Origin of the sequence: Algoriphagus aquatilis (assembly GCF_042657405.1) — a bacterium.
Lineage (GTDB): Bacteria > Bacteroidota > Bacteroidia > Cytophagales > Cyclobacteriaceae > Algoriphagus > Algoriphagus aquatilis.
Genome location: NZ_JBHSKS010000001.1, coordinates 529,883 through 541,888, shown reverse-complemented (window position 1 = coordinate 541,888; position 12,006 = coordinate 529,883). Strand labels below are relative to the sequence as shown.

Annotated in this window: 13 protein-coding genes; 9 read left to right on the top strand and 4 right to left on the bottom strand. The window is 42.9% G+C overall.

Annotated features, from left to right (window positions below; genetic code table 11):
- Window positions 1-143: 143 nt before the first annotated feature.
- A complete protein-coding gene (locus ACFPIK_RS02275; protein ID WP_377911780.1) occupies window positions 144-1,178 on the bottom strand; it encodes an FAD:protein FMN transferase in 1,035 nt (344 codons plus the stop codon).
- Between the two features lie 101 nt (window positions 1,179-1,279).
- Between ACFPIK_RS02275 and ACFPIK_RS02270 the strand changes: the two genes are divergently transcribed.
- From ACFPIK_RS02270 to dprA, 9 genes are all read left to right on the top strand, one after another.
- On the top strand, window positions 1,280-2,419 hold the full coding sequence (locus ACFPIK_RS02270) for a toxin-antitoxin system YwqK family antitoxin (protein WP_377911778.1): 1,140 nt from the start codon (window positions 1,280-1,282) through the stop codon (window positions 2,417-2,419).
- 58 nt (window positions 2,420-2,477) lie between these two features.
- Window positions 2,478-3,419: a phosphoribosylaminoimidazolesuccinocarboxamide synthase gene (locus ACFPIK_RS02265; protein ID WP_377911776.1), complete on the top strand. Its 942-nt coding sequence runs from the start codon at window positions 2,478-2,480 to the stop codon at window positions 3,417-3,419.
- 15 nt (window positions 3,420-3,434) lie between these two features.
- Window positions 3,435-3,812: an STAS domain-containing protein gene (locus ACFPIK_RS02260; protein ID WP_377911774.1), complete on the top strand. Its 378-nt coding sequence runs from the start codon at window positions 3,435-3,437 to the stop codon at window positions 3,810-3,812.
- Window positions 3,809-4,741 carry a ribonuclease Z gene (locus ACFPIK_RS02255; RefSeq protein WP_377911772.1) on the top strand — a complete coding sequence of 311 codons (933 nt, stop codon included), beginning with the start codon at window positions 3,809-3,811 and terminating at the stop codon, window positions 4,739-4,741. The genes ACFPIK_RS02260 and ACFPIK_RS02255 overlap by 4 nt, the downstream gene beginning before the upstream one ends.
- Window positions 4,734-5,525, top strand: a complete 792-nt coding sequence (locus ACFPIK_RS02250; RefSeq protein ID WP_377911770.1) for a queuosine precursor transporter — start codon at window positions 4,734-4,736, stop codon at window positions 5,523-5,525. Before ACFPIK_RS02255 ends, ACFPIK_RS02250 begins: the two co-directional genes overlap by 8 nt.
- A gap of 244 nt (window positions 5,526-5,769) precedes the next feature.
- A complete protein-coding gene (locus tag ACFPIK_RS02245; RefSeq protein WP_377911768.1) occupies window positions 5,770-7,581 on the top strand; it encodes a DEAD/DEAH box helicase in 1,812 nt (603 codons plus the stop codon).
- Between the two features lie 78 nt (window positions 7,582-7,659).
- The gene (locus tag ACFPIK_RS02240) at window positions 7,660-8,364 is read left to right on the top strand and encodes a 16S rRNA (uracil(1498)-N(3))-methyltransferase (RefSeq protein WP_377911766.1); all 705 of its coding nucleotides are present in this window, start codon (window positions 7,660-7,662) and stop codon (window positions 8,362-8,364) included.
- 127 nt (window positions 8,365-8,491) lie between these two features.
- Entirely contained in the window at window positions 8,492-8,845 is a 354-nt protein-coding gene (locus tag ACFPIK_RS02235) for a MerR family transcriptional regulator (protein ID WP_377911764.1), read from the top strand.
- Entirely contained in the window at window positions 8,817-9,944 is a 1,128-nt protein-coding gene (gene dprA / locus ACFPIK_RS02230; protein WP_377911762.1) for a DNA-processing protein DprA, read from the top strand. Before ACFPIK_RS02235 ends, dprA begins: the two co-directional genes overlap by 29 nt.
- A 5-nt stretch (window positions 9,945-9,949) precedes the next feature.
- On the opposite strand, the gene ACFPIK_RS02225 is transcribed toward dprA, so the two are convergent.
- The 3 genes from ACFPIK_RS02225 to ACFPIK_RS02215 are packed head-to-tail and all read right to left on the bottom strand — an operon-like array spanning window position 9,950 to window position 11,998.
- Window positions 9,950-10,552 (bottom strand): Uma2 family endonuclease, encoded by a 603-nt coding sequence (locus ACFPIK_RS02225; protein WP_377911760.1) that lies wholly within the window; start codon window positions 10,550-10,552, stop codon window positions 9,950-9,952.
- Window positions 10,553-10,591: 39 nt separating this feature from the next.
- Entirely contained in the window at window positions 10,592-11,143 is a 552-nt protein-coding gene (locus ACFPIK_RS02220) for a PepSY domain-containing protein (protein ID WP_377911758.1), read from the bottom strand.
- Window positions 11,144-11,146: 3 nt separating this feature from the next.
- Entirely contained in the window at window positions 11,147-11,998 is an 852-nt protein-coding gene (locus ACFPIK_RS02215) for a hydroxymethylglutaryl-CoA lyase (RefSeq protein ID WP_377911756.1), read from the bottom strand.
- Between the last annotated feature and the right edge of the window lie 8 nt (window positions 11,999-12,006).

Below are 12,006 nucleotides of genomic sequence, written 5' to 3'. Positions count from 1 at the left end.
CATTCCACTTGGCAGATCTTATTGCTGGTAAGTTGCTCCTCAGCAGAGCTTACGTCCTCTTCAAACCTGCACGGGATTCTAAGAAATTTTCTAATTAAAGTCACCAACTATTTTTGACCACATTACCATCCTTTTCAAATCAATTACTGCGAGGAATCGCTTTGCTCGACTTTTGGAAAACCCGAAGTGAACTCCATTTGCAATTTCCCCTGACCTCCGATGACAAACATGGCCTCCACTCCCGGGAGTTTTTCCGCCAATTCTTTGGCCTTTTCAGGTCCCATTGCCATAAAAGCTGTGGCCAAAGCATCTGCCTCGGTAGCTGAATTTGCAAAGACTGAAACGGATACCATGGAGTGACTCACCGGAAAACCAGTCAACGGATCCACGATATGTGCCCGTCGATTTCCCTGCTCGTCCATGTAAAACTTGCGGTAATTACCTGAGCTGCTGATCCCTCTCCCATCCAATTCAACCTTGGCCAGCATCGAACTTCCTATGCCCAATTCAGCCTGTGCCGGATCCTCAATTCCAATGGTCCAAGTCGTTCCTCGGGGATTTTTACCTTTTGCTTTCATCTCCCCTCCTATTTCCACCATGTAATTTTCAATACCAGCTAGATTCAACACTTCGGTCAGCTTATCGATGGCATAGCCTTCTCCTATTCCCGTGATGTCGAGTTTGACACCTTCATCAGCTGCTACGTAGCCTGAGTCCAAACGAATAATCTTGGATTCAAATCCAATCAGTTTTTTCAATTCCGCCACTTTAGCAGAGTCCATCGATTCTCTGGCCTCAAAAGAAAATCCCCAAGCTTTCAATAGTGGGAAAAGGGTAGGTTCAAAAAAACCATTACTCAGTTGATGGTATTTCATCGAAGAGTCCATCATATCCCGAAAAGTAAAAGAAGGATTGATCAGCTTTCCGGTATTGTTGAAACTCGACACCTCTGATTCTTGGATGTAGGAGTTGGAAGCACTATTGATGATCGTAAAAACCGAATCAAACTTAGGTTGAAAATCCTGCTTTAAATCACCCACCTGAATCCGGTAATAGGTACCAAAGATTTCTCCTTCATACGTTTTGAATTCCTGTTGCTTTTCCTGTGCGCAGGAAAAAAAGATCAATAGTCCGGCAAAGGGTAAAATTCGGGAGAGTAGCATATTTTTGACTTGCATTTAGAGTCTGAAATTGGAAGCGTCCAGTTAAATTTTGGCCAAAAATAGTCAAATTGCCTTCCTCGGACGTTAATTTTCCGTAATCTTCCCGCATTCACCCCATGGTAATTCCTTCAATTCCATTTTTGAATTCCATCACAGGAAAAATCAAAGCTGTTCCAGTCTTTACCTTAATAGCCCTGTATTTGGTTTCTGTTCCAAATTCTTTTGGTCAAGACACCATTCGCACTTACTACGATGAACAATCCCTTCAAATCAAGGAAGTGCTTACCAAAATCAATGGTAAGGCTGAAGGTCCTGTTTGGCTTTACGATCCAACAGGAAAGTTGATTCTGATCGGACATTTGAAAAATGACAAACGAGATGGTGCTTTTTATGATCTGGATCCTGATTCAGGGGATACCTTGAGAATCATTCATTTCAGGGAAAACCTCAGAGAAGGAAAAGCCCTCAGCTTTCATCCTGGTGGACAGCTCAGTCAAGAGTCCACTTTTGTAAACAATCAACTGGAGGGCGAAGTCATTTCCTATTTTCCTGACGGAAAGATTCAGGACAAAACCACATTCAAAGGCAATAAACCTGACGGCACATCAACCTCTTTTTTCCCCAATGGAAATCCAAAGTCGAAAACCCAATTTCTGGCAGGACAATACCACGGTGTCTCTGAGGAATACGACGAATCCGGAAATCTTTTATCCAAAATCACCTATTCAAAAGGCATTCTTAATGGACCTGAGGTGACCTATTATCCTGATGGTCAACTGAAATCCCAGCGACAGTTCATCAATGGCGCTTTGGATGGAACTTATGTATTGAATTATCCGGACGGTAAACCAGAGCGTCGAGGTACCTACAAAAAAGGAAGTCCGGAAGGAGAAATGATCGAATACTTTCCCAATGGAACGATCCGAATGAAGGCAGTTTATACGAAAGGTATCCCGATTCAGCCTATCCTTTACTTTCATGAAAATGAATCGCTCAGGCTTAGGATGACCATGGATGCTCAGGGTGAAAAAATCAAGGAGGAAAGCTTCTATCCCTCCGGGAAACCCTTTTCTACCGTCTTTTTCAAAATGGGAATAGAAGAAGGAGAAGTGAAAATTTTTCATGAAAACGGAATCATTCAGGAAATCAGAAATTACACCAAAGGAAGGCTGAATGGCGAGCGCAAACTTTTTGATGAAAAAGGAGAATTGATCCGTACGGAAGTCTATGAATTCGGAAATAAAATCAATAAATAAGCCCCAAGGCTAAGCATAGGGAAATAGGTTTTTCTATTTTTGCCCAAACGAATTTCAAATGAGCAACGCCATCAAAGAAACCCACTTTACATTTCCTGAACAGGTGGGTTTTTACAAAGGAAAAGTAAGAGACGTTTATATTTTTGAAGATCAGCTAGTCGTAGTTGCATCGGATAGAATTTCCGCATTTGACGTGGTTCTTCCCCGCCCCATACCTTTCAAAGGACAAGTGCTCAATCAGATCGCTGCAAGTTTCCTAAAAGCCACTTCTTCTATCGTACCCAACTGGGTGACAGCAACCCCTGACCCCAATGTGACTATCGGAAAGAGATGTGAGCCATTCAAGGTGGAGATGGTCATTCGTGGCTACCTAGCCGGACATGCTGCAAGAGAATACAAAGCCGGCAAAAGAGTGCTTTGCGGTGTTACCATGCCAGAAGGGATGAGAGAAAATGATCCTTTCCCTGAGCCAATAATCACACCTACTACCAAAGCATCCGAAGGACACGATGAAGATATCTCAAGAGAAGATATTCTTGCGAAAGGCATCGTCAGCGAGGCTGATTATGTGATTTTGGAAAAATACACCCGAGCGCTCTTCAAAAAAGGTCAGGAAATGGCCCGTGAAATGGGATTGATTCTCGTGGATACCAAATACGAGTTTGGAAAATATGGTGACGAAATCCTTTTGATCGATGAGATCCATACGCCGGACTCCTCAAGATATTTTTATGCAGATGGCTATGAAGAAAACCAGGAAAAAGGTTTGCCGCAGAAACAGCTTTCCAAAGAATTTGTAAGGCAATGGTTGATAGCCAATGGATTTCAGGGTAAAGAAGGTCAAAGCGTACCGGAAATGACCGATGAAATTGTGGAAAGCATCTCCGATCGCTATATTGAGCTTTATGAAAACATCACCGGAGAAAAGTTCATCAAAGCTGAAACCGGCGCAATTGAATCTCGAATCGAAAAATCAATCCTTGCATATTTAACCAAGTAATCCAACTAAGCTACCATGAAATACACAATCGATAAAAAAGAGCAATACGTAGTTTTCTCACCGATGGAAGAGAAAATCGACTCTTTATTAGCACCCAAATTAAAATCAGAATTATTGACCATCCACGCTGAAGGATACGCCAACATCGTTTTGGACATGAGCGCTGTGAAATACGTAGATTCCAGTGGACTAAGCGCACTACTGGTAGGTGACAGAGAGTTTGGAAGAAATGGAGGGATCTTCTTAATCTCTGGCGTGCAGGAGCATGTCATGAAGCTGTTGAAAATCTCCATGCTGGATAAAAAGCTAAAACTCGTAAACAGCCTGGAAGAGGCTGGAGAGGCTGTTTTCATGCATGAAATCGACGGAGGCGAAGACGAGGAGGAAGCTTGATTCCCGAGTTTGAAGTCACCATCTTAGGAAATACCTCTTCCATCCCTGTACATGGAAGAAATCACACTGCCCAAGTCGTTAGATTTGGGCAGGAGTGTTTATTACTGGACTGTGGCGAGGGCACGCAGATTCAAATGCGGAAATTCAAGATTAAGTATTCACGGATTTCGCATATTTTTATTTCCCACCTGCATGGAGACCATTACTTGGGACTGATTGGTTTGCTTTCCAGCTACCATCTTTCCAAGCGAACACAGCCTTTGAAAATCTTTGGTCCTCAGGGTTTGGACGAAATAATCACCACACATTTCCGATGGAGCAATACCCGATTGGCTTATCCATTGGAATTTATTCAAACTCATGACGATGGATTAAATCTTTTGATGGATCATCCCCGGTTTTCGGTTTACAGCTTTCCGTTGAGCCATCGGATTCCGACCACTGGCTTTTTGATCAAAGAAAAACAAGGTCTCAGAAGCCTGATTAAAGAAAAACTACAGGAAAATAAAATCCCGCTTCAAGCCATTCACGAAATCCGAAGTGGAAGGGATTTTACCGATGAACTCGGAAATGTATTTCGAGTAGATGAATATGCTCACCCTTTGCCACCCCTGCGTAGCTATGCTTTTTGCTCAGACACGAAATTTGAACCCACACTTAGAACCTTTCTCCGAGGAGTAGATTTACTGTATCACGAATCCACTTTCATGGAATCAGATGCCCAACGAGCGGCAGACACCTTTCACTGTACAGCCAAGCAAGCAGCAGATATTGCAAAAATAAGTGAGGTGAAAAACTTGTTGTTGGGGCATTTCTCATCCCGATATGTAGATTTAACCGAAATGTTGGCAGAGGCTCAAACAGTTTTCACCAATTCAACCTTAAGCGAAGAAGGCAAAACCTACCCCATCCTTTCTCATCATGAATGAAATTCAACACAGCCGCAAAACCAACCTATTTATCATCCTTGGATCTATATTTCTGACCAATGCAATCTTGGCTGAAATCATCGGTGTCAAGATTTTTTCAGCCGAGAAAACGTTGGGCTTCTCCCCAGTCAATTGGACTTTCTTTGGAGAATATGTCTTGGACTTCAATCTGACAGCGGGTGCGGTGATTTGGCCGATTGTTTTCATTACGACCGATATCATTAATGAGTATTTCGGAAAAAAAGGAGTTCGGAAAATTAGTTTCATCACGGCAGGCTTGATCACTTATGTATTCCTTATCATCAGTTTAGTGACCGTTTTGGTACCAGCTGATTTTTGGTTAGATGTCAATTCTCAGATGCCTGATGGCTCCAGTTTCAATATCGATTATGCCTTTAATACGATTTTCAGACAGGGTTTGGGGATCATTTTAGGATCACTTACTGCTTTTTTGCTGGGTCAACTAATCGACGTGTTTGTATTCCAAAAACTCAGAGCTGTCACCGGACCCAAGATGATTTGGCTGCGAGCAACAGGTTCTACCCTAGTCTCTCAGTTTATTGATTCTTTTGTCGTGTTAGGGATTGCCTTCTACTTGTTTGGCAACTGGAGTATCAGCCAGATTGTGGCGGTAGGCCTGATCAATTATGTGTACAAATTCTCTGTGGCAGTCCTACTTACTCCTGTTTTGTATGTGGCTCACGGAGTGATTGACCGATATTTGGGAAAAGATCTTGCCGAAAAAATGGCCAAGGAGGCTTCGGCTGATCGGTCGTTTTTATGATGGTTTGGAAATGAAAACACAGAATAAAAAAGATCCAAAAAAAGGAAAACCAAATATATTTCGCTTTCAACCCCTGAATTTTACAGAATATTCTAAAAACTTTTGAACAGGGTTTGGTTTTCGAAATTTTTCATCCTACTTTTGCAGCGTCAATTTTGACGTAGCTATTTTTCGAGCCGTGAATCCTTACTGTCGCTTGTCTGGGATTTAGGAGTACATGGCAAGAAAAAGTAAGGAAACATTCATGGAAAACACAATTAAATTCTCAGACCTGGGGATTTCAGAAGAAATCTTGCGGGCCGTGGAAGAAATGGGTTATACAACCCCTTCCCCCATTCAATCACAAGCCATCCCTTTCGTATTGGAAGGACGCGATGTCATCGGTCAGGCTCAAACCGGAACCGGAAAGACTGCAGCTTTTGCCATTCCAATCATCGATCTGGTAGATCCTGAGTTCAACAGACCTCAGGCGATCATTCTCTGTCCTACCCGTGAACTTGCCGTTCAGGTAGAAGGAGAAATCCAAAAATTGGCCAAGTATCACAAAAAAATCAGTTCAGTAGCCATCTACGGCGGCGAATCAATTGACAAGCAGATTCGTACCTTGAAAAAAGGTGTTCAAATCGTAGTAGGTACTCCTGGCCGTGTGCAAGATCACATGGATAGAGGTACACTCAGATTGGAAGACGCTGGAATCATTGTCCTTGACGAAGCAGATGAAATGCTAGACATGGGATTCAGAGATGATATTGAAGCGATCCTTCAGGAAATGCCTGAAGAAAGACAGACTGTCTTCTTCTCTGCTACGATGGCCAAGCCCATCATGGACTTGACCAGAAAATATCAGACCAACCCTGAAATCATCAAGGTCGCTAAAAACGAGCTTACCGTATCCAAAATCGATCAGGTTTACTACGAAGTAAAACCTTCTTTGAAAATGGAATTGATGGTTCGTCTGATGAATATCAACAACTACGCCCTCAGCGTAGTCTTTTGTAACACCAAGCGCATGACTGACGAGGTAACAGAAGGCTTGGGTGCCAGAGGAATCCTAGCCGAAGCACTTCACGGAGACCTTTCACAGGCTCAGCGCGACAAGGTAATGGGCAAGTTCAGAAAAGGACTTTGTACTGTATTGGTTGCAACAGACGTAGCGGCAAGAGGTATCGATGTGGACAATGTGGAAGCTGTATTCAACTTCGACATTCCATTGGACGAAGAATACTACGTACACAGAATCGGTAGAACAGGCCGTGCCGGCAAATCCGGAACAGCCATCACCTTCATCACTGGTCGTAGAGAAACCATGAAATTGAGAGACTTGGAGCGTTATACCAAGGCTTCTATCAATAAAATGACTCCTCCATCAGTGACTGAATTGGTTGAGTTGAAAAAAGCTCAATTGGTAAAAGACGTACACCGCGTATTGAGCAAGGAAGAAAACAACGAAATCTTCGAATCTACCATCAGCCAACTGGTAAAAGAAGGTTTGACACCTGAGCAGATTTCTCTTGGTCTCTTGAAAATGGTGATGGGAGATGCCGTGAAAGAACTGAAAGATCAGGACTTTGGCATCGAAACAGCCTACGGTGACCGTAGAAGAGAAGGCGGACGTGACGGAGGTCGTGAAAGCAGATTTGGAGACCGTAGAGATGGTGGTAGAGGAGATCGTTTTGAAAGAGGTCCAAGAAGCGGTGGAGACCGTTTTGAAAGAGGTCCAAGAAGCGGCGGAGACCGTTTCGAAAGAGGAAGCCGTTTTGGTGATAGAAAAGAAGGCGGAAGAGACTTCGCTCCAAGGACAGAACGTACACGTGATGCCAATATGACGCGTCTATTCCTCAACTTAGGCAATAAAGACAGAATCCGTCCGAATGATATCGTAGGTGCAATCGCCGGAGAAACAGGCGTACCAGGCAAAAGCATCGGCGGCATTGACATTTTTGACAACTTCTCCTTTGTGGATGTGCCTCAGAAAGACGCTGAGCACGTTATCCGAGTAATGAAAAACAACACCATCAAAGGAAAGACCGTAAACATGGAAATTTCTAAAGGTTAATTTGGTTATAGGTTAATTTGGTTTAAAGGCACAATTCTAAATGGATTGTGCTTTTTTTGTGTTCTTATCCTTCTACCCATGCAGCTGTTTTTTCAAGATCACATCTCCGAGCCTATCACCACGCTAAGTGAGGAAGAATCCAAACATCTGATTCGCGTCCTTCGCAAAAAGCAAGGTGATGCCATCACACTTACAGATGGAAAAGGGTTGGTCTACGAATCGGTGATTTTGGATGCAAATCCAAAAAAAGCAAGCCTGAAAATTCTGAGTAAAACAGAAGCAGAGGTAGATTCTTTTTGTATTCATTTAGCATTAGCACCTACCAAAAATCCCGACCGAATGGAATGGATGGTGGAAAAAATTACCGAAATCGGGTTTCATGAACTGACCTTGATCGAAACGATGAATTCCGAACGAACTTTTCTCAAAACCGATCGACTCCAGAAAAAAATCATTTCAGCCTGCAAGCAAAGCATCAAATTCAGAACTCCAAAACTCAATCCAAATACTAAATTCAATGATTTAATCAAATCAAATGAATTCAATGATTTTCAGAAGTTTATTGCTTACGTTGATGAAGATCAAAAACATCATTTGATGGATTTGGCAGAACCTGGGAAAAAGTACCTGATCCTAATTGGTCCCGAGGGAGACTTTGATCCAAAGGAAATTCAAAAGGCTTTTGAGGCAGGATTCAAGGCGGTTTCTTTAGGGAAAAGCAGGCTTCGCACCGAAACTGCAGGTCTTTCTGTGGTACAAATACTTCAAGTAGTAAACCGATAAAATCAGGTTTTTTTCTTTGGTTTACTTGAAGTGAAGCTTGAAGTCAACTGCGATTTTCCTATTTTAGATTGTTTTTAGAACCCACCTCAATTAGGGGTTTTTGTAACTCAACATTAAACATAATCCTGTGCCTTACAAAGAGCGAGATATAGAGAAAAAATACTATTCCATCGGTGAAGTGGCGGATATGTTTAAAGTGGCCGCTTCATTGATTCGCTATTGGGAGGGTGAATTTGAAATCATCCGACCTAAAAAGGATAAAAAGGGAAACCGTCGCTACACCAAAGACGATATCCAGAAAATCCGGTATGTCTATCACTTGGTAAAAGAAAAGGGCTACACCCTTCAAGGTGCACAGGAAGTGATTGCCTCTGGAAAGCAACAGGGATTTGATAAAGTAGCAGCAGTACAGAAACTTCAGGAAATCAAGGATTTTTTAATCAATCTGAAGCATGAACTTTCTTCCCGATCAGGATCTTGAGCAGCTCCGATATCATTTAGCACTTGCCGTGGCCCCCAAAGTGGGCCCAACACTTTTTAAAGCAATCGTCTCTTACAGCGGTTCGCCAAAGGATTTCTTTAAACTCACCAAAGGAAAGGCCTCCAAAATCCCTCGAGTGGGAGAAAAACTGCTGGAAATTCAGAAAAACGAATCCAATCTGCTTGGTGTGGCAGACGACGTTATCAATACTTGCCAAAAAAAAGGTATTCAGATTCATAGTTCAAGTTCATCGCGATTTCCTCAACGACTGAAGACCATAGAAGACTCTCCTGTCATCCTTTTTTCTCAAGGGAAAGGTGAGTTGAATTTCGACCGGAATATAGGAATCGTAGGTACCCGAAGCGCCACCAACTACGGGAAAGCCATCACCAAAAAAATCATCGAAGACCTTCTGCCCTATCAGCCCGTCATTATCTCCGGGCTAGCTTACGGAATTGACATTGAGGCTCACCGGGCCGCCCTTCAAGTCGGACTCCCAACGATTGCCATTATGGGCTCACCGATCGATCAAATCTATCCTGCCGCACATAAAAAGACAGCCGAACAGCTTCAGGAAACAGGCCTTCTTGTTTCCGAATATGCTCCGGGAAGTAGAATGGTTCCCGGTAATTTTCCCGCACGAAACCGAATCATTGCAGGTCTTTCGGATGCACTGATTGTGGTAGAAGCTGCCGAGAAAGGCGGGGCTTTAATTACCGCTGAGATCGCCTACAGCTATGATAAGGATGTTTTTGCAGTACCCGGAAACCTCCAATCTACTTATTCGGAAGGGTGCAATCAGCTAATTAGAAAGATGAAAGCTTCGATCTATACCGGACCGGGAGACATTGCCGAGGCTCTATTTTGGAACAAACCGGGAGAAGAAAAGATCAAAAAACCAACATTGGATTTAACCGGGAGGGACGAAGAAGAACGATCTATCCTACTTCACCTACAAGAAAAAGTCGAATCTGAAATTGATCTCATTTCTTACGCCACAGAGATCCCATTGGGTATTCTTTCCTCCAAATTGCTCTCTCTCGAATTTGAAGGAATCGTCAAATCGCTTCCTGGGAAGAAGTTTAAGTTGATGATTTAAGCCGATTAGGTTTCAAAGATATCTTCCAAATTGAGGCTAAAGCCATCAATACAGGAGGATTGCACTTCATCGCCTGCTACATACAAACCTGAGGATTGATATTTTCCATCGACTAAGGTGTAAATCAACAAGGTTTGTTCAGAAGGATGAATAACCCAATACTCTTTTACTCCAGATTCCTCATAAATCTCGTATTTCACTTTCAGTTCCTTTCTGTTATTTCCTGGTGAAAGGATTTCGACCACCAAGTCTGGTGCACCGATGCAACCTGCTTCATCCAACTTGCTTTCATCGCAAATCACACATAAATCTGGCTGGACAACAGTATCGATATCCTTGTTCTTTTTAGATTTTACAGGAAGCCTCACATCAAATGGAGCCTGAAAGACTTGACAAGGCTTCCCTTTCAAAAAAATTAAGAACGCTGATCCGAGCCTCAATGAGACTTTTTGATGACTCATACTTGGTGCTGCAGCTGCCCATTTATACACTTTTCCGCGGATCAATTCGACCATCTCATCCATCTGCCAAGTAAGGTAGTCGGCATAGGAATAACGACCGTGTTCGATATCGGGCTCATTTACAGTATGAAGCTTGTCATTTTCCATAAGGGAATTTAGTACAAAGTAGGATTAGAAAAAAAGAGGCTATTTCCCTTTAAGCCGTCTCACCACTTTAGGAAAATACCAAAGGTAAAATCCACTGATCGCCAAAAAGATCAAACCTATGGAAATCAAAGTCGAATAGGTAAGCTTTGCCCCTTCGTCTCCTGTCGTGTAAAAATCAATGATGCTGCCATCGTGAACTTTTTCGATCCAGTCCGAATGCCGTGTTCCAACTGATAAAACCTCTCCCGAAAAACCATCCACCTGTACTTCGGTAAAATGGGTTTTAAACGTCACCTTCGCCGTACCTTTATCTGGTCGGATATCGATTCGATCCACCTCGGGATCTCTGCCAAGCTTCCGCATTTCCTCCTCCCCGATCTTGACCATTTGAGATGGCAAAATCCAGGTTCCACTTTCTACTTTCGTTTCCAAAGTTGGAGGCAGGAGTTCAGCCTTCTTTTTCCAAGCCAACAATATAGAAGTAACCCCTATCAAAAGGAAAAAGACAATCAGAGGTATTCCTAACCATTTGTGGATAATGCGGAGCCATCGAAGGGCTTTGACTTTACCTTGTACTTTAAAATCAGACATCAATCAATAGTTAAATACAAATTGGGCAAGTTTCAATGATTCAGTGAGTTCTGACTTATTCAACCCAAGGTCATATCCTTCTTTTTCCAACGTCTCTACCATCACCTCAGTAGCCATATTTCCCACCAAATCATCCTTGGCCATAGGGCAACCTCCGTAACCTTTGAGCGCGCCGTCAAAGCGACGACACCCACCCTTCAAGGCTGCCATTACTTTTTCTTCAATCGCGTCAGGCCTACTATGCAAATGAGCTCCAAACGTAATCTGAGGAAAAGCTTGGGTATTCACTTTGAAGAGTTCGGTGATCAATTCGCTTGTTGCTGCTCCGATGGTATCCGAAATAGAAACTGTCTCAATCTGGAGTTGGGCCAATTTCTCCACAAACTCTGCAATTAACTCTGGAGAGTAAGGATCGCCATAAGGATTGCCAAAACCCATACTGAGGTACACTACCTGTTTTTTGCCTTTGGCTTCGCAAAGATGTTGAATACTTTCTACTGTCTTGAGTGCCTCAGAAATGGTGGCATTGGTGTTCCGTTGCTGGAAAGTCTCAGATACCGAAAGTGGAAAACCTAAAAAGTCTATTTCCTGAAAGTGAAGCGCATCTTCTGCCCCTCTGACATTAGCCACAATAGCTAAAAGCTTTGATTTGGCTTTATGCAAATCCAGCATCTCTAATACCTCTGCCGTATCCCGCATTTGAGGGATCGCTTTAGGACTTACAAAACTCCCAAAATCTAGGGTATGAAAACCGACTTCAAAAAGCTGATTAATGTAAGCGGCCTTGATGGCAGTATCTATAAAATCAGGGAGCCCCTGCATGGCATCCCGTGGGCATTCGACCAGCTGAATCATGGCCGAAG